The organism is Corynebacterium sp. c25Ua_89 (assembly GCF_047459735.1).
In the GTDB taxonomy this organism is placed as follows: domain Bacteria; phylum Actinomycetota; class Actinomycetes; order Mycobacteriales; family Mycobacteriaceae; genus Corynebacterium; species Corynebacterium simulans.
In genome coordinates this window covers 281,955-303,896 of the sequence record NZ_JASBOD010000003.1, presented here as the reverse complement: position 1 = coordinate 303,896, position 21,942 = coordinate 281,955, and the positions used below count along the sequence as shown (strand labels likewise).

Below are 21,942 nucleotides of genomic sequence, written 5' to 3'. Positions count from 1 at the left end.
CAAATCGGCAGGACACAAGCCCTTTTAGTGTCTACTTAGCCAACCCGGCGAACCGTGTAATCCGCCAACTGGCGCAGCGCCTCGCTAGCTGCACACTCCGGCAGCACCGAAAGCTGCTCCTCCACAACACGCAGGTAGCCGCGCACATCGTCCATGGCCTTCTCGCGGCCGCCCGAGCGACGCAGAAGGTCGATGGCGTGGTCAACAGACGCGTCGTCGGCAAGCGGGCCTGTCAAAAGCGCACGCAGTTCGTCGCCCACTGGACCTTCCTCCTCCAGGGCGTAGAGGACCGGCAGGGTAAATACACCCTCGCGAAGATCGGTGCCCGGGGTCTTACCGGATTCCTTCGGGTCGGAGAAGATGTCAATGATGTCGTCGACGATCTGGAAAATCATGCCGATTGCGCCACCAATCTGGCGCAACGCGGCGGCCTGTTCAGAGGTAGCACCGGAATGATAAGCGCCCAGGTAGCCAGCAGACGCGATGAGCACGGCCGTTTTCTCACGGATAACCGCCATGTAATGATCCACCGCATTAGCCTCGCCCGCGCCGATGGTCTCACGCATCTGGCCGGTGACCAGCTCCTCGAAAGTCTCCGCGAAGTGGCCAACCGTGTGGGTATCAAGCTGGGACATCAGGCGGGACGCATGCGCCAAGAGGGCGTCGCCAGCCAAAATTGCCACGGAGTTGGTCCAGCGGAAATTGGCGGACTCGACGCCGCGGCGGCGCTCAGCCTCATCCATCACGTCATCGTGATAAAGCGTTGCGACGTGCACCATTTCAACCACCGTGGCGGCTTTAATAACCTCAGCAGAAGCTGGGCGCTGGCCAAACTCGGAGGCGAGCAAAGCCATCATTGGACGAAAGCGCTTTCCGCCTGCACTCGAAAGGTGGCTGACCTTCTCTTTTACGAAGTCCTGCCCACGATCAATTTCATGGTGCAGCAATTCCTCAACGGCAGCCATTCCAGCGCCAATGCGCTCGCTTAGCTGCGGGTCACCCAAGTCCACATGAGTGGCATGAGTCTGGCCGTGAGACATTAACAGCGTTCCTTTAACTCAAAAATGGCAGTGATAATCAGCTACTTACCGTAGTCCATACCACGGCCCTAAACACACTCAAGGTGGCCAACGCGTGCAATGATAGTGCCCATGTCGCAGCAGATCGATAACCCAGAACTTGTAGACGTAGCCATCATCGGCGCAGGGCCGGCAGGTTCCGCCGCCGCCATTCACGCAGCTAAAGCGGGCTACGAAACGTTGCTTATCGACGCCGCGTCTTTCCCCCGTGACAAGACCTGCGGCGACGGGCTCACCCCGCGCGCGATGCATCAGCTGAATCTATTGGGGCTGGACATTAATGCGCAATATCGCAATAAGGGCTTGAAGCTACACGGTTATGGCGGCTCGGTAACCGCACCGTGGCCCTCCAGCTACCCGACTTCGGTGGGCACGGCTTTGCCGCGCCACGAGTTCGACAATCTCGTCTTTGCGGCCGCACAGGCCGCAGGTGCAAAGACGTGGACCGGCACGCCTGCGACCGCCCCAGAGGTGGAAAACGGGTCTCTCACCAGCTTCCGCGTTGGTGAGCGCGAAGTGCGTTCCAAGTGGGTGATCGTTGCCGACGGCGTGCGCTCGGCCTTTGGCAAGCAGCTAGGACGCGCCTGGCACCAAGACGAGGTCTATGGCATCGCTGCGCGCAGTTATGCAACCTCCACGCACGCAGCGGAGCCGTGGATGCACTCGCATGTGGAGCTGAAGTCGGAGACCGGCGAGGTGCAACCGGGCTATGGCTGGATTTTTCCGCTGGGTGCGGAAATCGGTGAGGTCAACATCGGACTTGGCGCGCTTTCAACGGCGCAGCGTCCGGCCCGCATCAACACCAAGAAGCTGCTTTCTCACTACGCGCAGCAGCAGCGCGCGGACTGGGGCTTAGGCGAAATCACCCGCGTAGCCTCAGCTCTGCTGCCTATGGGCGGTGCGGTCTCGAACGTGGCCGGTGCCAACTGGATGCTCATTGGTGACGCCGCGGCTTGCGTGAACCCGCTCAATGGCGAGGGCATTGACTATGGCTTGGAGACCGCAAAGCTTGCAGTCGAGCTGTTGGGAACCAAGGACTTCACACTGGCCTGGCCAAATTTGTTGCAGGCGCAGTACGGCGAGGCTTTCGTCTTGGCGCGCACGGCCGCGCGCTTGCTGACTTACCCGCAGTTCCTGCCTTTCGCGGGCCCAGTTGCGCTGCGCGGGCCGGTCGGCCGGATGCTGATGCCGGCGGCAGCCCGGCTCATGGGCAACTTGGTCACAGAAGAAGACCGCGACCTCATCGCTCGCGCGTGGCGCCTGGCTGGCCGCGGCGTAGCGGCGGCGCGGCGCGATACGCCGCTGTGGAACTCGCTCTAGGCCCGCGCGCCTTTTCAGATGGTCCCCGGGGGAGCCTGGCGAAAGCTCGGCAGAGGGCTCGGTGAGTGCTCGGCAGAGAGCTCGGCAGGGCCGGAGCCAGCGTTGCTGGACCTAGCGCAACGGCTTCGTCGCGGAGTGCAGCGCCACGATGCCGAGCGTCATATTCTTCCAGCCCGCGCCTTCCCACCCATTGCGGTTGATGGCTGCGGCGAGTTCCTCCTGGTCGGGCCAGGCGCGAATCGAGTCAGCGAGATAGACATAAGCCTCCGGATTCGACGAAACTAGCTTCGCAATCGGCGGCAGCAGGCGGGTTAAGTATTCCTTGTAGACCGTGCCGAAGACCGGGATGATGGGCTTGGAAAACTCTGCCACTGCAATACGGCCGCCCGGTTTGGTTACGCGAGCCATCTCACGCAGCCCCAGCTCGAAATCGTGGATATTGCGCAGGCCATAAGAGATTGTTACGGCGTCGAAGGTCTCGTCTGCGAAGGGCAACTGCATGCCGTCGCCGGCAACCTTCGGGACATCGCGCTGTGCACCGGCGGCCAGCATACCGCGGGAGAAGTCGCAGGCCACGCACCACGCGCCGGACTTGGCGAGCTCCTCAGTCGACACAGCCGTGCCCGCCGCCAAGTCGAGGACTTTCTCCCCCGGCCGCAAGTCCAAGCGTTCACGGGTGCGCTTACGCCAAGTCTTATCCTGGCCGAAGGACAGCACCGTGTTAGTGATGTCATACTTGGCACCGACGGCGTCGAACATGCGCGCAACGTCGAAGGGCTTCTTATCGAGATCTGCCTTTGACATAAGTAGCTAGTTTAGGCCACGCGTGCACCGAGGGCACGCGCCGCCCACCGCGGCAGCTCAGGGCGCTGACCCAGGATGGTCAACGGCACGCGGCGAGTATCTTCCAAGACCTCCTCGTAGTAGCCCAGAAGCTGCTCGCACAGCGCCTTCCACGTCTTGGAAGAAATCGACTCGCGGGCATTCGCACGCAACTCCTCGTGGATTTCTGGGTTCAGCAGCGCATCGACGGCATTGGGGAGATCCTCGACGAAGGTCGCGACTTCGAGAAGCAGCCCGTTGTAGCCCTCCTGAATGAGATCCACCGGGCCTCCGGCGCGCGGCCCAATCGTGGGGACGCCGGAAGCCTGCGCCTCCTGAATGGCCTGGCAGAAGGTTTCGAATTCGCCCGCGTGAACGAAAACGTCGAGAGAGGCATAAGCTTGGGCCAATTCGTCGCCGCCGAGCGCGCCCGTGAAGTAAGCGTTGGGCAGCTGTGCCTCCAACAGTGGACGCTCTGGACCGTCGCCAACGATGACCAGCTGAATATCGGAGCGATCATTCAGCGCAGCCAGACGGTGCACGCCCTTTTCTGCAGCAAGACGGCCAACGAAACCCACGACCTTCTTGCCGTCTGCGCCCCACTGCTTGCGCAACTGCGCGGAGCGCTTAGACGGGTGGAAACGCTCCGCATCCACACCGCGGCCCCAGTGGCGCACATTTTTGATGTTGTGATCTTCCAAATCGCGGATGGTCAACGAGGAAGGCGCGAGCGTCATCTGGCAGGCGTTGTGGATGGTGCGCAGCCACTCCCAGGTGGCATAAGCCAGCGCGGAAGCGTGGTACTTGGTGGCGAAACCGGCGACGTCCGTTTGGTACAGCGCCACCGACGGAATGCGTTGCTGACGGGCGGAGAAGGCCCCGGCCGCACCCAGAACAAAGGGGCTGGCCAGGTGGATGATGTCGGGCTTGAACTGCCGCAATGCCTCGTCCACGGCGGTGGTTGGTACGCCGACAGGCAGCGAATCAATCAACGGGATGCGCACGGTGGGAACCCGCACGATGGGAAAGCCTAAGTAATCCGCGATTTCCTCCTGGCCCTCGCGCGCACCGGGGGCAATGACCAAGGCCTCGTGCCCGGTTTCTGCCAGGTGCTCAAGCACACGCAGCACGGAGTTGGTCACTCCATTGACGTTGGGAAGGAAGGACTCTGCCACAATCGCAACACGCATGGGTTCAATAATCCCCTATTTGCCTAGGATTCCGGTGAAGCCTGCGGAAAATTTTGGTTAACACTTTCCTTTGCTTGGCGACGCCGTTCCGCCGCCCGCGTGCTCAATCCCACCATCCACCAAGCAGCGGCGGCAATCAGGCTGGCCACGACCATCGAGGAAAGCGCCGGGAGGATAGACAGCGTCCATTCGCGGCCCTCGACCTTTACTAGGTCAGGGTCACTTTGCGAGTAGAGCACCCAAACCTGTTGGCCCTCCCCCAGCCCGGTGGGATAAAGCAGGCCGGATTGCGGGGATTGGTAGATGCCTTCGGAGTCCTGGAAATCGACGTAGGTTCTTGTGATTCCTACGTCCGTGACCGTCGCCAGCGCGCGGCCCGGATTGGACTCGATGGAGCGATCGTTTAGGAAAGCCCCCACCATCATCCCCAGCATCGCGACAATCGACGCCGCGTACAACGCAATGATGAGCTGATGCAGGCGCCGGCGATACACGACAGGCGTGTAGCGCGGGGCCACTGCCGTCTTCGGCGCCTTGGGCGGCCGCACCGGAAATGCGCCCACCTACTGGCCGACCTTTGCAGTCAGCTCCGCCTGCAGCTGGCGGCGGGTCTCACGGGTGGTGTGTGCTTCGACGATGGTAACTCCGGTGGAGTATTCCTTCAGCTCGGCGAGCGTATCGAGAAGCTCCTGTGGTGTATTCGCCGCGCGGTACTCGGCACCGAAGGCTTCCGCCACCTGTTCCAGTTTCATTCCGTGCGGGGTGCCGAAGGCCTTTTCGAAGGAGGGGCGGAACGGCTCTGCGCCCTGTTCCAGGAGCTCGAAGATGCCGCAGCCGTCATCATTGGCCACCACGATAGTGAGATTTTCCGGGCGGGCCTCGCCTTCTGGAACAAGAAGTGAGGTGGCGTCGTGGAGGAAGGTGACATCGCCAAGCAATGCGATAACGCGCGGGGCGCGCCATGCATCAGCTTCGCGGGATTGGGTGGCCAGCGCGATGCCCATGGCCTGTGCGATGGTGCCGTCGATGCCGGCGGCGCCGCGGGGTGAGAAGGTATCCACGCCGTCGAAAGGCAGGCCTACCAGCGAGGCATCGCGGACCGGGTTCGAGGCGCCTAGGACCAAGGTGTCTTCGACGGAGAGGGTATCCCCCACCGCGGCGGCGACGTGCAGGCCGGTGAAACCAAGCTCCTCGTTCTCAAGGACCTCGCGCACCCCGGAGGAAGCCATCTCAGCGGCGCCCTCGCAGATCTTTAGCCACTCGCGGCTCGGCTCGCCGGTGGTCTTGACCGTGGTACCCAAGGTGGCTTGCTCGCCACGCGGATTGGTGAAATCGGCGCTGCGGGAAAGAACGAAGAGCTCGATATCTGGGTCGTTGATGAGCGCCATGACGCCGCGGTGCAGCGTAGGATGGCCTACCACGATGACCTGCTCGACCTTGGTGTTAACCACGTAATCGTTAGCCGAGACCTGCGCGCGGCGGAAGATATGAGCTGCCGCTGGGTGCACCGGGTGGAATGGTGCCGGCGCAGTGGGCTCGGCGATGGTCGGAACGTCCTCGAGGCCTTGGACCTCCCAAGCTTCGTCGCCGGCGATAACGAGCGTGTTCTTGCTCAAGTCAACCTCGACCTCGCCGTGGTTGACAGGCCGCGGCGTAGGCGCCTTGCGGGAGGTGTGATCAGACGGCTTTTCCGGCAGTGACTCGTGGAGAAGTGGAACGTCAAAGGCAACGTTGATGTGCACCTGCAGGTCACGAGTAAAACGCTGCGCAACCTGCGGAATGTCTGCTTCCTCAGCCACCTGGGTGGTCGCAGCGTAGACGCCGAAAATGCCCTGCTGCTGAATGGTCTGAGAAGCGCCCGTGCCCACCAAGCGTGCGGGACGATCGGCGCTGATGACAGCCAGCGGGGTATGCGAGTGGGCTGCCTCCACCATCGCTGGCAAAGCGTTAGCCACGGCGGTGCCAGACGTCATCACAACGCCAACGTGGCGGCGCTGCACGCGCGCCATGCCCAGGGCGGTAAAGGCCGCGGAGCGCTCATCCAAACGAGTGTGAACGCGGATATCCTCGCGAGCCAGCAGCGCCAAAGAAAGCGGCGCGTTGCGGGAGCCTGGGCAGATAATGACGTCAGACAGGTGGCGCGCCAATTGCGCAGCCACCGCCTCCGCCAGCTTCATGGAGTCAGTCATGGTGCTCCATAGTACTAGCTGGCGTTTAGGGGCTTAAGCTCCCTGGGAGTTGCCGTTACCGTTGCCATTCCCATTGCCATTCCCATTGCCGTTTCCGCCGCCCAGCAGGTCGTTCAGTAGACTCTCTAGGTCCTCGCCACCCTGATCCAGCTGATCCTGTACGTCTGGCGGAAGCTCGGTTGGCAGCTGGTCGATCGGGTTTTCACTCTGTGGTGCTTCCTCGGTGACCGTTTCAGTAACGGTGGTGGGCTTTTCCTCAGTAACCGTTGCGGTGGAGGTTACCGTCTCCGGCTGGGAATCCGCCTCGGAGCTGGCGTTGCGCCACATGAAAAACAGTGCGCCGGCCGCGATAACTGCCAGGGCCGCAATAGCAGCGAAGACGCTGGTCAGCCCAGAACCGCCGCTCTTACGCTTGCGTTCCGGCTCCACCTCATAGCTGGAGGGCACCGGCTCATAGCCAGATTCATAGCCGGATTCGTAGCCAGAGTCATAGCCGCTAGGCTGACCATATCCGCTGGGCTGACCATATCCGCCAGGGCTTGCTTGAGGCGCCGGAGACTGTTGCGCGCCCTGGCCAGGAAATACCTGACGCGGCCGCTCCTCTGACGCGCCGAATTGACGGGTGGCGTCGTTGCTGCCGAAGCCCGAGTTGGAGCCCGGCCCATACCCAGTCACGCGACCAATCTGCCGGGTTTCATCGTCAGAGTAGCCGCCGGAATTATTTCCAAAGTTATTAGCCATGCTCCTAGAAATACCCTATTTTCCTGTAGAAACACAGGCAGAAACCCGCAAGCCGCCTTATTAACTTGCAGCTGCAGCCAGCGCGCCGCCAGTTGGACTGTCCTGCTTGGCAACCTCGCCTGGCGTGCCGGTAGCCACAATCTTTCCGCCCGCTGCACCGGCACCAGGGCCCAGCTCGATGACTGTATCTGCCTCCGCGATAACCGAGAGATTGTGCTCGACCACGACGACGGTCTGCCCGGCGTCGACAAGCTTGTGCAGCTCCGCATTCAGCAAGGCGATGTCCGCTGGGTGCAGACCAGTGGTTGGCTCATCGAGGAGGTAAACCGTGTGCCCGCGGTGGGAATTGCGCGAGCGCTGCAGCTCGGTGGCCAACTTGATGCGCTGGGCCTCACCGCCGGAAAGCTCGGGCGCGCCCTGGCCTAAGCGCAGGTAGCCCAGCCCCACGGCCTGGAGGGTCTCCAGCGCGCGCATGATTGCGGTGACCTGCGCGGAGCCTTCAGCGGCGGCGAATACCTCGTGGGCGTCGTCAACGCTTAACTCCAGGATCTGCGCAATCGTGCGCCCGCCCCACGTCACTTCGAGTGTTTCAGGGTTGTAGCGTTTGCCCTGGCAATCCGGGCATAGCGTGTAAGAACCGGGAAGGAAGACCAACTCAACCTCGATCTGCCCCGCGCCGCCGCAGGTAGGGCACTGCCCTTGCTTGACGTTGTAGGAAAAGCGCGAGACCGTCCACTTGCGCTGCTTGGCTTCTTGCGTGTTGGCAAAAAGCTTGCGGACGTGGTCAAAGAGGCCGGTATAGGTCGCGAGCGTCGAGCGCGGCGTGCGGCCAATGGGCTTCTGAGTGATTTGCACCAGGCGGGTGACTTCGCCGAGATTTTCTGTGTTTTCGACGCTCCACTGCCGGGCCGCGCCGTCGGGTTGTTCCTCGGCGTCGGTCACGGCAGTAGCCTGCTCGCGCAACAGACCTGCAAGAACCGTCGAGACCAGCGTGGACTTTCCCGAACCGGAGACACCCGTAACTGCAGTGAAGGCACCTAGTGCAAAGTCCACGTCGAGCCCGCGCAGATTGCGCGCCTTAATGCCGCGTAAGTGCAGTTGTTTCTCGCTCTTTCGTGGGGTCTCATTCAATGCCAAACGACGCCGCGCCAGCGCCTTACTGGTCGGGGTATCGGCAACATAGTCGGCGATTGGGCCGGAGTACAGTACCTGGCCGCCACCTTCGCCGGCGTGAGGGCCGACGTCGACAAGCCAGTCAGCTTGTGCGACCAAATCCATGTCGTGCTCAACCAGCAGGACGGTGTTGCCGGCGGCGACGAAGCGGCGGCAGATGTCCATGACGGCTGTGCGCTCCTCTGGGTGCAGGCCGGCGGAGGGCTCGTCCAGCACATAGGTGACGCCGAAGAGCCCCGAGCGCAGCTGCGCGGCGAGGCGGATTCTTTGTAATTCGCCGGCCGAAAGCGTCTCCGTGGGGCGGCCTAGGCTCAGGTGCGCCAGGCCGAGTTCCAGGGCGGAGGTCAAGGCAGGAATAACCTGTTTGAGTAAGAGATCCTCGGCGCTGTTTTCTTCCGGTTTCTGCTTGGCAAGCAACTCGTGGAGCTCATCCAAGGGCAGGTCGTTGAGGGCGTCGATTGGCAGGCCCGCGTAAGTGACCTGCAGCGCGCGCGGATTCAGCCGGCGGCCCTGGCAGGTCGGGCAGGTATGTGACTCCATGTACTGGAGCGTGCGCTTGCGCAAGCTCTCGGACTGCGTTTCCGCGAGAGTCTTGTTGAGGTAGCTGGCCACCGAGCGCCACGTGCCTTCGTAGTTGCGCTGAATCTGGTCAGCGCCGCGCAGTGGCTTGACGGTGACCACGGGGCGTTCCTCGGTGAAGAGGATCCAGTCTCGGTCTGCGCGCGGAAGCTCGCGCCACGGGGAATCCATGTCATAGCCCAAAGTCATGAGGATGTCATGAAAGTTCTTGCCTGCCCATGCACCGGGCCAGGCGGCGATGGCGCCCTCCTCGATACTCAAGGACTGGTCCGGAACCATCGACTCCTCGGTCGCCACATGCACCACGCCCGTGCCCTGACACTCCGGACACATCCCCTCGGGCGTATTCGGCGAAAAGGAATCGGAATACAGGCCTTCCGGGTTATCCCCGGCGCGCGAATAGAGCAGACGTACGGAATTGGAGATGGCGGAAATCGTGCCGACGGTCGAGCGCGCGCCGCCCGCTGAGGTGGACTGCTCGAGGGCCACTGTGGGTGGAAGGCCTTCAATCTGGCTGACCTGCGGATCCACGGCGGAGCCGATGAGGCGGCGTGCAAAAGGCGCGACGGATTCGAGGTAGCGGCGCTGGCCTTCTCCGTGGATGGTGCCGAAAGCAAGGGAAGACTTACCCGAACCTGAAACTCCAGTCACGGCGACGACCTTGCCGCGCGGAATATCGACGTCGACGTTGCGCAGGTTATGAAGGTGGGCGTCGCGGACGCTAATCATGCCAGTCATGGCCGCCAGCCTACCGCGCACAAACTCAGGCCAACAGTGCACATTTTGCCAATTAGTGGCGGGGATCCTGGCGTTTTCCAGGCGCTAATTGGCAAATTGTGCGGTTTTCCACGCCGCACAAACGCCGTTGCAGACAGAACTAAAACTCTAAAGGAACTGCCAACACTCACGCACGCGCGCAAACCACCAATCCCGGCGCTCGGGCGCGGCCGCCAGGCCGGACAAGCGCGCCGGATCCGGTGGGAGCGGGGTGGCGGCAAGGTGCCCATCAATCAGTTGGCGCGGCTCCGTGACGTCTTCGAGGAACAAAGAGCCCGTGGCCAGCCCAGCGGCGGCAGGAGTGACGTCGACGTCTTCGTCATCAAGAATCTTCGGCAGCGCCGCGACAGTGGCCAGCCCCATGCCGATTCCCACCGAGGTATCCAAGGCCGAAGCCACCGTAATATCCATGTGGCGAGAACGTAGATGCTTGGCGACGTCGAGCACCCTGCGCACTCCGCCCAATGGCGCCGGCTTTACCACCGCGACGTCGGCTGCCTGCAGATCAGCCACGCGGTACGGGTCCTCGACCTTGCGGATAGACTCATCGGCCGCAACGCGCACAAAAAGCCCGTTGCGCATCAGCTGGCGACGCACCTCCGCGAGTTCTTCTGCGCTCGCGCAAGGCTGTTCCATATAGTCCAGCGGCATCAAAGCCTTGGCTGCCTCGACTGCTTGCTCAACGCTCCAGCCGCCGTTGGCGTCGACGCGAAGGACGGGGACGCGTCCGCGCTCGGTGATGTAGTTGCGCACGGCGGTGACGCGCGCGATGTCGTCGGCAAGCGTTTGGCCCTTCTCGGCAACCTTGATCTTGAAGGTGCGACAGCCTGGGTAGCGCTCCATCACGGCAGGAACCTCACTGGCAGGCACGGCGGGGATGGTGCCGTTGACCTCGATGAGATCGCGGACTGGTTCCGGGAAGCCTTCATAAGCCGCCTCCAAGCCGGCTGCCAACCAATGCGCAGCCTCGGCTGGGCCGTACTCCAGGAAAGGTGAGAACTCGCCCCAACCGGCCGGGCCATCGATGAGCAGGGCCTCCCTCGTGGTGATGCCGCGGAAACGCACGGCAAGCGGGAGGGAGACTACGTGGGCCCGGTCGAGGACGTCATCGATATGCATGGCATTCATGGTAGCGCCCTCAGACCATTGACCCCCTCCCCCGCTCTGCGCTATTTTGGGAACCTATACCAATAAAGGAGGGATTATGCTGCTAGCTGAGGCATTGGCGGAGCGCGCCCAGGCGCAAGAGCGTCTCAATAGCCTGCACGAGCGGCTACTCGCCGTGGTTCGCGTGCAGGAGGGCGATACCCCGGAGGAGGATCCACAGGAGCTGCTGCGCGAGCTCGACGGCGTGACCGGGCGCATCGATGAGCTGGTGCAGGCCATTAATGCGACGAATATCGCAACCGCCTTTGATGAGAAGAGGAACTTGATGGAAGCCCTCGCACTTCGCGACGGCCTGTTGCGCAAGCGCCGCATCTACCACGACTTGGCGCAGCGGGCGGGCACACGCTCGGATCGTTATTCCCGCAACGAGATTAAGTTTGTCTCCACCATCTCGGTGGCGGATATGCGCAAGCGTGTCGACGATCTGTCTAAGCAGTACCGCGAGCTGGATACCCGCATCCAGCAACTGAACTGGAATACCGAACTGAAGAACGGATAGTCATATCGCGCGCTGCTTAAAGCGCGCGATGGTAGCCCACACGCCTGCAGCGAGCAGGCCCCCACCCTGGAGGGGAAAGTTCAGGGAATGCAGGCCCCCTTTAGCGCTTTAAGGGGCGGGGGAGTTCGAGTCTCCCCATGGCATGGAGTACCGCGCTGGTATGGCGTACACGGGTATTGTGCGGGGCAACAACCTCGCAGTATCACGTATTGATTATTACCAGCCTGCTGGGCAGCGTGTGTGGGTGAGGGTTGGGAATGGGGACTATTCTTCTTTTGCCACTAAGCTGGCCGTTATGAGCGAGCAGAAAAAATACAGCACCGATAATCCCTTTCGGCCGGAATTGTGGCATTCCGTAGAGGGTTTTGAAGACCTCACGGATATCACCTATCACCGGCTCAACGGCGAGGGCCGCAAGAACGGCATCGTGCGCATTGCCTTCGACCGCCCTGAGGTGCGCAACGCTTTTCGCCCCCACACCGTGGATGAGCTCTACCGCGCTTTAGACCACGCACGCCGCACCCCAGACGTAGGCACCGTGCTCCTCACCGGCAATGGTCCGTCCGAAAAGGATGGCGGCTGGGCGTTCTGCTCTGGCGGTGACCAGCGCATTCGCGGCCGCTCCGGGTACCGCTACGCCACCGAGCACGCCCACGATGATGCCACCGCTGATGAATCCACCGTGGACACCGCCCGCGAGAAGGTCGAAGGCGGCCGCCTGCACATCTTGGAGGTCCAGCGCCTTATCCGCACCATGCCCAAGGTGGTCATCGCCGTGGTCAATGGCTGGGCTGCCGGCGGCGGGCATTCCCTGCACGTGGTCTGCGACATGACCATCGCTTCCCGTCAAGAGGCCCGTTTCAAGCAGACCGACGCCGACGTCGGATCCTTCGACGCCGGTTATGGCTCGGCCTACTTGGCAAAGATGGTGGGCCAAAAGTATGCCCGCGAAATCTTCTTCCTGGGGCGCACTTACGACGCCCAGCGCATGTACGAGATGGGCGCCGTCAACGAGGTCGTCGATCACGCCGACTTGGAAGATGCCGCCATCCAGATGGGCCGCGAAATCAACGGCAAGTCCCCGACAGCCCAGCGCATGCTGAAGTTCGCCTTCAACCTGACCGATGACGGCCTCATGGGCCAGCAGGTCTTCGCCGGCGAGGCGACCCGCCTGGCATACATGACTGACGAGGCCGTCGAGGGCAAAGAGGCATTCCTCGAAAAGCGTGATCCACAGTGGGAGCAGTTCCCGTACTACTATTAGCGCTTCAGCTAATGGCTATAGCAAGGCAAGAAGCATGATTTATCTTTGCATCGGATTGGCTGTCCTGGCGTTTGCGGGCGTTCTTGGTTCGCGCGTGTGGATGCTGCGCCATATCAAAGACGCCGAAAGGCGTGGGGAGCGTCCCTTCGATCAGGAGGACACCCCGCGCAATCCATACATGTAGCGGAGTAAATGGCGTGGGACACCCACGCCTCCCGAGTGAGACACCTCAAGCAATTGTGGACATGTCCATAGTTCATACGTAAAGTGTTGAGCATGAAACTCAGCAACTCATTCGTCATGCTCGTCGCCGCCGGCCCCGGCATGCACTCCCTGGACCAGCTTCTCTTCAGCAAGAAGACAAAAGTAGCCAACTAAGGCCACCGCTTCCCAACCTCTCACTTCATCCATTGAAGTGAGAGGATTTTTTAAGTTTAGCAGCTCAAGAAGGAGATAGGACTACCTAAGTTCACGGTATTGAACAATTCAGTTCAAGGGTGATAGTGTTTGTTGAGTTCGCTTCTCACAATGCAAAGGAAGTTCATTATGAGCTCAAATCACAGCACCCCACGCCGGCCCCTACAGCGCATTCTCGCAGGCACCTGTGCCCTAGCACTCGGCGCCAGCCTCGCCGCTTGCAGCGCCTCGAAAGAATCCACCGACGCTGCAAAGCCGAAGGACGGCGACACCGTCAAGGCCGTGGCCACGACTACCCAGATCTGCGACTACCTCACCCAGATAGCCGCCGGCGGCCTCAAGCTCCACAAGGTCGACTCCCAGGGTGCGGAGACCAACTCCGGCGAGGGCCCAGTGACCCTCGACCTCACCTGTTTGCTCGCCCCCAACGCCAGCGCCCACGAGCACGAGATGACCCCACAGCAGATGCAGGCGCTCTCCCAGGCCGACTACATGTTCGTCAACGGAGTCGACCTCGAGCACTTCCTCGACCAAGCCGTGGACTCCTCCGGCTTCCACGGCGTCATGGCCGTGACCTCGGGCGTCAAGAGCGAAGGCATGAGCGATGGCAACGGCAAGTACACCATCGACGAGGGCATCGAACACGTGAGCCCGCGCCCGTGGCCTTTCCCGGGGGAGGACGGCGAGGCCCCAGAATTCAAGTACGACCCGCACGTGTGGACCTCCCCGAAGCAGGCCAAGATTCAGGTCGACAACATCGTCAACACGTTGTCCCAGGCCTCCCCGCAGGCCAAGGACGCCTTCACCGCCGCCGGCAAGAAGTACACCGACCAGCTGGAGGACCTCGACAAGTGGGCCAGCGATTCCATGTCCGCAGTTCCTGAGCAAGACCGCGTGCTCTTCTCTTCCCACGACGCCTTCGGCTACTTCTCTAACGAGTATGGCGTGAAATTCATCGGCTCCGCACTGTCTGACTTCAACCACCAGCAGGACGCCACCTCGAGCCACATCGATGAGCAGGTAAAGAAGGTCCGCGAGTCCGGTGCCAAGGCCATCTTTGCGGAGAATTCCAACAGCTCGAAGTCCATCGAGGCCATCGCCCGCGCCGCAGGCGTCAAGGCGGTTACATCCGACGACGCTTTGTACGGCGACTCGCTAGGTGTGCCAGGCAGTGAGGGCGAGACCTACATCGGATCCATCGTCCACAACATCAACACCCTGGTCAGCGCCTGGGACTCCAAGCAGCAACCGTTGCCAGAATCGCTGCAGGAATTCGACGTCGCCAAGCGAAAGTAGCTCTTTATGTCTTCCCCATTAGTCACTCTGCACAATGCCACCTGCGGCTATGGCGCCCGGGATATCCTCACCGACGTTGACCTTGAGATCCGCGCGGGCGAGGCCGTGGCGCTCCTAGGTTCCAACGGCGCGGGCAAATCTACCCTGCTCAAGGCAATCACTGGCCTGGCTGCCTTGCGCGGCATGGCCACCATCGACGCCTCGCTCGGATACGTCCCGCAGTACCAAGACTCCGACCTGAGCTTTCCCGTCACGGCTTACAAGGTCGTGGAAATGGGCCTTTTGCCCTCAGTGAGCTGGTGGCACAGGTGCACGAGCATGCGTAGCTACCGCGACTGCGTACTCAATGCCCTGCGACAAGTGGGGATGGAGCACCTCGCCGAGACGCGGTTTGGCCAGCTCTCGGGTGGGCAACGCCAGCGCGTGCTCATCGCGCGCGCGTTGGTTTCGGCCCCGGAGCTGGTGCTTCTCGACGAACCCTTCAACGGGCTTGATCAAGAAAGTCGCCGAATCCTGATTCAGATCATTGCGGATCTCAAGGAAGCAGGAATCGCCCTGCTCGTCTCCACTCACGACCCCATCTTGGCGCAGCACACCTGCGACTGGGCGGCGTTTGTGATCGACGGCAAGGTCCGCACCATGGGAACCGAGGAAGCAGTGGAAACCTATATGGAGCAAGGCGCGCGACTGTGATAGAGCAGATTCTCTTCGCCCCGTACCTGCGCAATGCCTTCCTCTTCCTGCTGTGCCTATCGATTGCGGGAGCTGCCATTAGCGTCCTCGTTAATCTCCGCCGCATGGAATTTACGGTGGAAGCCCTCGTGCACTCGGTTTTTCCGGGCATCGTGGTAGGGCTCATCGTGGGCGGCATCCCGGGCATCGTGCCGGGTGCGGCCGCGGTGGCCACGGTGACGGTGCTGGTGCTGGCTTCTCTGGGTTCTGGGCAGGGCCAGTCAGCGCAGAAGCTGGATATGGAAGCCGGAACGGCCGTGGTGCTGACCTTTATGTACGGCATCGGCGTGGTCATCAGTTTGGCCTATGGCGACAAGTCCGGGCAGCTGGAGGCCCTCATGTTTGGCCGGCTTCTCGACGTCACGCAGTCCAGGCTGGCAACCTCCGTCACGCTCTGCGTGATTGCGGCACTACTCATCCTGACAACCTGGCGCATGCAGATTCTCGTCGCTTTCGATACCACAGCGGCCCGCGCCATGGGCATCAACGTGGCGGCTTATGAGCTCATTGCGAATATCGCGGTTGGCCTAATCGTGGTGGCGGCTAGCTCGGCAGTGGGTGTGTTGCTGGTTATCGGTTTTATTGTCATTCCAGGCCTCTCGGCGCGCTTGATCGCAGGATCCCCGCGCAGCATGTGCTTCTGGGCTGCGGGTTTGTCCACGCTGGCAGTGGTGGTTGGATTTGCCATCATGCTGTCCCAAACCACGCACCAGATTTCGCCGCAGGCAATCGTCAGCTTGATGCTGGTTGCCACCGTGCCGCTAGCGGGCTTGAAGGGGGTATTTAGCTAATGGGACTGTCTCATCTTGATCCAGAGATCCTGCGGATGCCCCTCCTTGAGGCCATCGCTGTGGGATGTTTATCTGGCTTAGTTGGAACCTTGATGGTCATGGGCAAGCGCGTCTTTTTCGCTGAGAGCCTGTCGCACGGAATCTTCCCCGGCGCGGTGCTCGGTGTAGTAGTGGCCAACCTTCTGAGCTTGGATCTCTCCACGGGTTTGATGGTGGGGGCGGCACTGTTCTGCCTGCCTTTGGCCTGGCTTATGCGGTGGTTGAGTACCGTCGAGGGCATTTCTTCGACCGCTGCCGCCGGCGTGACGCTCACCTTGGGATTTTCCCTGGGCATCTTGTTGCTGCGCTGGTTCCAACCGCTACCTATCCACGTGGATAGCTTTCTCGTGGGCTCGCTGACCACTGTCAATGCGCAGGATGTCTGGTTTGTCGGCGCCCTGGTGGTGGTCAGCCTTGGCGTGCTGGTGGCATTTCGCCGGACGTTAGTCTCCTTCTACTTCGACCAGACGTCCTTCCGCGCACAAGGCGGAAAGCCCGGCCGCTATGACTTGCTTACCCTCACGCTTATCAGCGTGACCATGGTGGTGGTGATTCCCGCAGTGGGCACTATCTTGTCCCTGGCGCTGCTGGTAGCCCCGGCGGCGGCGTTGCAGCCGTGGATCAAGCGCCCGACCCAGCTCATGCTCGGTGCCGGTATCGCGGGCATTGCGCTGGCATGCGGCGGGCTCTGGCTGGCGGCCGCACTCAGTTTGTCGGCGGGCGGCTGCATCGCGGTGCTGGCGGGTGTGTTCTATTTGCTCAGCATGGGGCTGCGCGCCTTGCTCTAAACGCCCGGCGCGCCGCCTCCCGGGACGAGCGATATGCCCGGGTAACCTGATTATTCGTGACTCATATCCTCGCCCCACTCCCAGTCGATCCCCGCAATCCCGCAGGAATTTTGGATGACCTCGAGAAGGCCATCGCTGGGCAGACCACGCTCTTACCCCTTCCCGCAGCGGACCGCACGCGGACGGAATTGCTGCGCAACCACATGCGCGCGGGCGAATCGATTGCTGAGGACATTGCTTTGGTGGTGTCCACCTCGGGTTCCACGGGCACACCGAAGGGTGCGCAGCTAAGCCCGCTTAACCTGGTGGCGAGTGCGGATGCCACCCATTCTTTCCTGGGTGGCCCCGGCCAATGGCTACTGGCCATGCCCGCCCACCACATCGCGGGCATCCAGGTGCTCGTGCGTTCGTTGGTGGCGGGTGTGGAGCCACTGTGCCTCGACCTGTCCCAAGGCTTTAACATCACCGAGTTCGCCCGCGCAGCAGAAGAACTCGCCCACACCGAGGACCGCATGTACACCGCGCTCACACCGATGCAGCTGCACAAGGCACTCGATTCGCTGGACGGCATCCAAGCACTGCGCCGTTTCAACTCCATCCTGGTAGGTGGAGCAGCGCCACATCCCCAGCTATTAGAATCTGCGCGCAAGCTCGACATCACCGTGGTAACCACCTATGGCTCCTCGGAGACTGCGGGCGGTTGCGTCTACAACGGCACTCCCCTGCCCGGCACCGAGGTGCGCATCGGGGAAGATAACCGCATTTTCCTGGGCGGGCCGACCATTGCGCAGGGCTACCGCAATGTGGAATCGCGCGACTTCGTCGGTGGCTGGTTCGCAACTTCCGACGCCGGGGAGCTCGACGCCCACGGTCAACTCACCGTCACTGGACGTCTGGACAGCATCATCAACTCGGGCGGGTTGAAGTTGCACCCAGAACAACTGGAACAGCTCTTGTTGCAGGTACCGGGCGTCGACAGTGTATGCGTGGTGGGCATCCCTGATCCACGTCTTGGCCAGATGATCGCCGCAGCTTACACCGGCTGGGCCTCGCGCACCGACATCCTCGAAGCGCTCGATGACCTGCCTCGGTGGCAGATTCCGCGCGAGATTATCCGCATTGCTGAGATGCCGCTGACCGGCCCCGGCAAGGTGGACCGTCGTGGTGTCGCAGGGCTCTTTAAGAACTGATTAGACTTCGTTAGCGCGCACCGTCACGTCGGCGGCCGCGACTTCCGCAAGAGAGAACTCCTCGTCCCCTGCGTGCAGGTTGAGCAGGCCCGCAACGCGGGAATCGACTACGACCTCGACGCCCAGGCCGACGCCATGGCTGTCGAGGTAGCGCAACAGCTCGGTGTCTCCGTCGCATACCCGCTCGATGGTGACAGGGGTGTGAAGGGGGACGTCGTCAAGCGTGAGCGTGCCAAGGTCCTCGATGCTGCCCTGCGCGTCGGGGATGGGATCGCCGTGGGGATCGCGCTGAGGATGGCCCAGGTGCTGATCGAGTCGATCGATGAAGCGATCGGAGCATGCATGCTCGAGGAGATCGGCATCCTCGTGAACCTCGTCCCAGGTGTACCCCAGCTCTTTGACCAAGAAGGTCTCGAGGAGACGATGGCGGCGGACCATGCCCATGGACAGTGCCTGGCCCTCTGGGGTCAGCGAAACGCCAGCGTAGCGCTCATGTTCCACCAGCCCTTGGGCAACGAGACGCTTTACGGCTTCCGACGCCGTGGGCACCTTTTGGTTCAATCGCCCCGCCAGCTCCTTGAGCGCGATGGGCGCGCCGCCGGAGTGCTCGGAGAGGTCCCACAGGACTTTGAGGTAGTCCTGGGTACGTTCAGGGAGATCGCTTAAATGCATGACATTCATCGTAGTAAAGGCCTTGCCCCGCGAGCGATTCACATGATAACTTTAAGAAAGTTCAACGCATTGAACTTTTGTCACGGGTGTGGCCCACAGCCGTCCTTTCTTGGGTACGTACGACGCGCTTCCGCCATACCCGTGGCTTTTATATGTCCGCCGTGCGCGTCCCTTGTGCACAGCATGTCCGCGGTGGCGTGGCACAATAACTGACATGTCACTTTCTGCCTATCCCGCAACTGCCAAAGACTGGTTCCAAGGCGCTCGCCCGCACACATGGGCAAATGCTTTCGCCCCAGTCATCGCTGGTACTGGCGCCGCCGCGGCTGCCGACGGCGCACACTGGGGCCGTGCCTTTCTCGCACTCATTGTGGCGTGGGCGCTCATCATCGGTGTCAATTACGCCAACGATTACTCGGATGGCATTCGCGGCACCGACGATGACCGCACTGGCCCGCAGCGTCTAACCGGCGGTGGGCTGGCGAAGCCGCAGCACGTGAAGTACGCGGCCTTTGCTTCGTTCGCAGTTGCTGCCGTGGCTGGCATTGCGTTGTCTTTGGTAGCGAACGCCGCGTGGTTCATCTTGGTAGGCGCGCTTTGTATTGCCGGCGCATGGTTTTATACCGGTGGCAAGAATCCGTACGGTTACCGTGGCCTCGGTGAGGTCGCTATCTTCATTTTCTTCGGATTGGTGGCGGTACTGGGCACCCAGTTCACGCAGGCAGGCCACATCACGCTGACGGGTCTTGCGCTCGCAGTGGGTATTGGTGGAATGAGCTCCGCGGTCAACTTAGCCAACAACATTCGCGACATCCCCTCCGACACTGAGGCCGGCAAGATTACCTTGGCCGTGCGCTTGGGCGATAAGAAGTCTCGCAACCTGTTCATGTGGCTGCTGCTCATCCCGGTTCTGCTGACCATTGTCATCGCATTCGATTCCTGGCTGGCGCTCGCGGCGTTGGTCTACTTCCCGTTCGCACTACAGGCGGTGCGCACCGTCAACCGCGGCGCCCGCGGCCCCCAGCTCATCCCGGTACTTGGGATCACTGGCCGCGCAATGCTGGCATGGGCGCTGGTCAGCGCGATTGCGCTTTTTCTTGTTTAAGGGATTAACGGCCGGCTAGCTCAGCCTGGACCCAAGCCTTATGAGCCTTGCGCTGAGCGGAGTACTCAGCCAAGGTCTCGGTGGCTTCTACGCGCCACTTCTTAAACACGAGCATCGACAGCGGCAACGCCACGAATAGGGCAAGCAGCGCTGCGAGCAGTACTGGAATGGGGAAACCTGCCAGGATGGCGATGAGCTCGATGACCACCGTGAGCAGGATGAAAAGCACCAGGCGGGCCAAGCCGTACTTCCAAAGCGCGGCGCGGGAGCGGCGGCGCAGCTCGGGATCGGGTGCCGGCGGCTCCGGATTATGTGCAGAAGAAGTATCAGTCATGGGGCTAAAGTCTACGCTTTCGATTCCGTAGGATATAACGCATGGGTCGTTTGATTTTGCTTGTCTTAGTTGTTCTTGCCGCCGTACTGGTCTGGAAGGCTTTTGGCCCTTCCAGCTGGAAGAAGCCGCAAACAACGCAGCAGCGCCCAGCCATCAAGGGCCCAGACGACGATGAAGAGTTCCTGTGGAACCTCGAGAAGGAGCGCTTCAAGGAGCGCCGCGCCCGCGAGTTGCAGGCCGAGCGGGAAGCCGAGGAGCGCCGCCGTCAACAGCGCCGCGAGAGCCACCGCGACGAGCTCCCGCGCGACCAAACGGACGAGAAGTAGAGTGTATTCTCCGCCGGCACGGAATGGTCCCCCTCTAAAGGTCCCTCTCTACGGGTAGCTTTACGAGTAACAGCAACCCTGAAACGCGCTTCATGGTCCCATTGCCCCACAAAGGGACCCAAGCAATGGGACCATGAAGAAAGTGATGGAAAGCTACGCCGCTAAGCGCGCGGCTGGAAGCTCATCTCAAGGCCGAGGGCCTCCGCGACCGCGGTGACCTTCTCCCAGCGCACACCGCTGCCGCCGTGCTCGATGGTGTGCAAAGTGGAGCGAGATACGCCTGCGGCATCGGCCAGTTGCTGCTGCAGGATACCGAGCTCGCGACGGCGAGCAGCGAACTCCGCGCCGATGGCGAGCAGCTGCGGGTTATCGCCTGCTGGCTTTCCTTGCTTATTTCTTGGCTTATGCGTATCAGGCACTAGTTCAACCCCGCGTAAGAGTGCAGACCGGAAACAACCATGTTGATGAAGAACAGGTTGAAGACCATCAAGGAGGTCGCGGCAATGTTGATCCACGGCGAGAACTTACGCCAGGACGGCGTCGCACGCGCGTGGAGGTAAGCCGCATAAAGAATCCAGGTAGCGAAGGAGACGGTTTCCTTCGGGTCCCAGCCCCAGAAGCGGCCCCATGCGGATTCCGCCCAGATGGCGCCGAGGACGATACCCAGGCCCAAGGTCGGCAGTGCGATGATGCCGAGGCGGTAAGCAAGCTGATCCAGCTTCTTCGCCGAAGGCAGCGGTTTTGCCACAACTCCAGCGAAACTACGCTCAGCGCCCTTCGGCTGCCAGACACGCAACATAGTCAGCAAAGACGCGATACCGGAAACCACGCTGATGGAAGCACCGAGGGAAACCACAGTGACGTGGATTGGCAGCCAGTGCGACTGCAGCGCCGGGACAACCGGAGCGGATTCCGCATACAGCTTGGTGGAACCGTAGAACATCAGCGCCAAAATCGGAGTGAGGATCCACGGCCACATCGTGCGCCATTCCTTGCGCTGCATCGCGATGTTGGACACGATGAGCACGCCAGCGGTCACCATCAGCACGTACTCATACAGGTTGCCAAACGGGAAGCGGTGTGTGGCTAGGCCACGCAGCACGATTGCCACGACGTGGAGCACAATGCCCAGCCACAGCAGCATCTGCGTCATGCCGCCGAGCTTGTCAGCCTTTTCCTCGAGGACGCTGGGGTCTTTGACTGGGGTGGTGTCGGCGACGGCGGCGTCGGCAAGCGCAGCGTCATCAGCGCCTGGTGCGTAGGGGCTGCCGCCTGCCGCTACCTTTTGCTTGGACTGCGCGCGATCTGCTGCAGCTGCGCGGCGGGCATCGATGACCGACTGCATGCGGCCGTAGTACGCCAGCGAGATAAACAGCGCGATGGCGTAGATAACGAAGGCCGTTTGGACGGCGATGTCGGAAAAATTCGACAGATTCTGATCGATCAGCATTG

23 protein-coding genes are annotated in these 21,942 nt (G+C 61.7%); 11 read left to right on the top strand and 12 right to left on the bottom strand.

Going from position 1 to position 21,942, the window contains the following annotated elements:
• Positions 1–35: 35 nt before the first annotated feature.
• Positions 36–1,040, bottom strand: coding sequence for a polyprenyl synthetase family protein (locus QKB66_RS06825; RefSeq protein WP_061920439.1), 1,005 nt, complete (start codon positions 1,038–1,040; stop codon positions 36–38).
• Between the two features lie 99 nt (positions 1,041–1,139).
• On the opposite strand from QKB66_RS06825, the gene QKB66_RS06820 reads away from it, so the two are divergent.
• Positions 1,140–2,399, top strand: a complete 1,260-nt coding sequence (locus QKB66_RS06820; protein WP_414252965.1) for a geranylgeranyl reductase family protein — start codon at positions 1,140–1,142, stop codon at positions 2,397–2,399.
• 111 nt (positions 2,400–2,510) lie between these two features.
• Here the strand turns inward: QKB66_RS06820 and QKB66_RS06815 are convergent, their stop codons facing one another.
• The 7 genes from QKB66_RS06815 to QKB66_RS06785 form a co-directional block, all read right to left on the bottom strand.
• Positions 2,511–3,203: a demethylmenaquinone methyltransferase gene (locus QKB66_RS06815; protein WP_061920436.1), complete on the bottom strand. Its 693-nt coding sequence runs from the start codon at positions 3,201–3,203 to the stop codon at positions 2,511–2,513.
• Between the two features lie 11 nt (positions 3,204–3,214).
• Complete coding sequence (locus tag QKB66_RS06810; RefSeq protein ID WP_061920433.1) at positions 3,215–4,411, bottom strand: glycosyltransferase family 4 protein; 1,197 nt, start codon at positions 4,409–4,411, stop codon at positions 3,215–3,217.
• A 23-nt stretch (positions 4,412–4,434) separates the two neighbouring features.
• The gene (locus QKB66_RS06805; RefSeq protein ID WP_239239178.1) at positions 4,435–4,959 is read right to left on the bottom strand and encodes a DUF3592 domain-containing protein; all 525 of its coding nucleotides are present in this window, start codon (positions 4,957–4,959) and stop codon (positions 4,435–4,437) included.
• Between the two features lie 15 nt (positions 4,960–4,974).
• A complete protein-coding gene (menD, locus tag QKB66_RS06800) occupies positions 4,975–6,600 on the bottom strand; it encodes a 2-succinyl-5-enolpyruvyl-6-hydroxy-3-cyclohexene-1-carboxylic-acid synthase (RefSeq protein ID WP_248093677.1) in 1,626 nt (541 codons plus the stop codon).
• A 33-nt stretch (positions 6,601–6,633) separates the two neighbouring features.
• The gene (locus QKB66_RS06795; protein ID WP_248093665.1) at positions 6,634–7,341 is read right to left on the bottom strand and encodes a hypothetical protein; all 708 of its coding nucleotides are present in this window, start codon (positions 7,339–7,341) and stop codon (positions 6,634–6,636) included.
• 60 nt (positions 7,342–7,401) lie between these two features.
• The gene (locus QKB66_RS06790) at positions 7,402–9,822 is read right to left on the bottom strand and encodes an excinuclease ABC subunit A (RefSeq protein WP_414252998.1); all 2,421 of its coding nucleotides are present in this window, start codon (positions 9,820–9,822) and stop codon (positions 7,402–7,404) included.
• Between the two features lie 156 nt (positions 9,823–9,978).
• Positions 9,979–10,998, bottom strand: coding sequence for an o-succinylbenzoate synthase (locus QKB66_RS06785; RefSeq protein ID WP_311518902.1), 1,020 nt, complete (start codon positions 10,996–10,998; stop codon positions 9,979–9,981).
• 76 nt (positions 10,999–11,074) lie between these two features.
• On the opposite strand from QKB66_RS06785, the gene QKB66_RS06780 reads away from it, so the two are divergent.
• The 8 genes from QKB66_RS06780 (at position 11,075) to menE (ending at position 18,053) form a co-directional block, all read left to right on the top strand.
• Complete coding sequence (locus tag QKB66_RS06780; protein ID WP_414252964.1) at positions 11,075–11,536, top strand: DIP1984 family protein; 462 nt, start codon at positions 11,075–11,077, stop codon at positions 11,534–11,536.
• Between the two features lie 295 nt (positions 11,537–11,831).
• A complete protein-coding gene (locus QKB66_RS06775) occupies positions 11,832–12,800 on the top strand; it encodes a 1,4-dihydroxy-2-naphthoyl-CoA synthase (protein WP_070497825.1) in 969 nt (322 codons plus the stop codon).
• A 34-nt stretch (positions 12,801–12,834) separates the two neighbouring features.
• Positions 12,835–12,984: a hypothetical protein gene (locus QKB66_RS06770; protein WP_168162301.1), complete on the top strand. Its 150-nt coding sequence runs from the start codon at positions 12,835–12,837 to the stop codon at positions 12,982–12,984.
• 362 nt (positions 12,985–13,346) lie between these two features.
• Positions 13,347–14,513: a metal ABC transporter substrate-binding protein gene (locus QKB66_RS06765; protein ID WP_414252963.1), complete on the top strand. Its 1,167-nt coding sequence runs from the start codon at positions 13,347–13,349 to the stop codon at positions 14,511–14,513.
• A 6-nt stretch (positions 14,514–14,519) separates the two neighbouring features.
• Positions 14,520–15,206, top strand: coding sequence for a metal ABC transporter ATP-binding protein (locus QKB66_RS06760; RefSeq protein ID WP_023020501.1), 687 nt, complete (start codon positions 14,520–14,522; stop codon positions 15,204–15,206).
• Positions 15,203–16,036 (top strand): metal ABC transporter permease, encoded by an 834-nt coding sequence (locus tag QKB66_RS06755; RefSeq protein ID WP_023020500.1) that lies wholly within the window; start codon positions 15,203–15,205, stop codon positions 16,034–16,036. Before QKB66_RS06760 ends, QKB66_RS06755 begins: the two co-directional genes overlap by 4 nt.
• Complete coding sequence (locus QKB66_RS06750) at positions 16,036–16,863, top strand: metal ABC transporter permease (protein ID WP_023020499.1); 828 nt, start codon at positions 16,036–16,038, stop codon at positions 16,861–16,863. The genes QKB66_RS06755 and QKB66_RS06750 overlap by 1 nt, the downstream gene beginning before the upstream one ends.
• 56 nt (positions 16,864–16,919) lie before the next feature.
• The gene (menE, locus tag QKB66_RS06745) at positions 16,920–18,053 is read left to right on the top strand and encodes an o-succinylbenzoate--CoA ligase (RefSeq protein WP_005322961.1); all 1,134 of its coding nucleotides are present in this window, start codon (positions 16,920–16,922) and stop codon (positions 18,051–18,053) included.
• Here the strand turns inward: menE and QKB66_RS06740 are convergent, their stop codons facing one another.
• Positions 18,054–18,725, bottom strand: a complete 672-nt coding sequence (locus tag QKB66_RS06740; protein WP_034656208.1) for a metal-dependent transcriptional regulator — start codon at positions 18,723–18,725, stop codon at positions 18,054–18,056.
• Positions 18,726–18,939: 214 nt separating this feature from the next.
• On the opposite strand from QKB66_RS06740, the gene QKB66_RS06735 reads away from it, so the two are divergent.
• On the top strand, positions 18,940–19,830 hold the full coding sequence (locus QKB66_RS06735; RefSeq protein WP_239239194.1) for a 1,4-dihydroxy-2-naphthoate polyprenyltransferase: 891 nt from the start codon (positions 18,940–18,942) through the stop codon (positions 19,828–19,830).
• A gap of 4 nt (positions 19,831–19,834) precedes the next feature.
• Here the strand turns inward: QKB66_RS06735 and QKB66_RS06730 are convergent, their stop codons facing one another.
• Positions 19,835–20,164, bottom strand: coding sequence for a DUF4229 domain-containing protein (locus tag QKB66_RS06730; protein ID WP_061920409.1), 330 nt, complete (start codon positions 20,162–20,164; stop codon positions 19,835–19,837).
• Positions 20,165–20,205: 41 nt separating this feature from the next.
• Between QKB66_RS06730 and QKB66_RS06725 the strand changes: the two genes are divergently transcribed.
• Entirely contained in the window at positions 20,206–20,490 is a 285-nt protein-coding gene (locus QKB66_RS06725; protein WP_248093651.1) for a hypothetical protein, read from the top strand.
• A 161-nt stretch (positions 20,491–20,651) separates the two neighbouring features.
• On the opposite strand, the gene QKB66_RS06720 is transcribed toward QKB66_RS06725, so the two are convergent.
• Both QKB66_RS06720 and ccsB read right to left on the bottom strand, forming a co-directional pair.
• Positions 20,652–20,909, bottom strand: a complete 258-nt coding sequence (locus tag QKB66_RS06720) for a helix-turn-helix domain-containing protein (RefSeq protein ID WP_061920405.1) — start codon at positions 20,907–20,909, stop codon at positions 20,652–20,654.
• On the bottom strand, positions 20,909–21,940 hold the full coding sequence (gene ccsB, locus QKB66_RS06715) for a c-type cytochrome biogenesis protein CcsB (RefSeq protein WP_414252962.1): 1,032 nt from the start codon (positions 21,938–21,940) through the stop codon (positions 20,909–20,911). Before ccsB ends, QKB66_RS06720 begins: the two co-directional genes overlap by 1 nt.
• Positions 21,941–21,942: the final 2 nt, after the last annotated feature.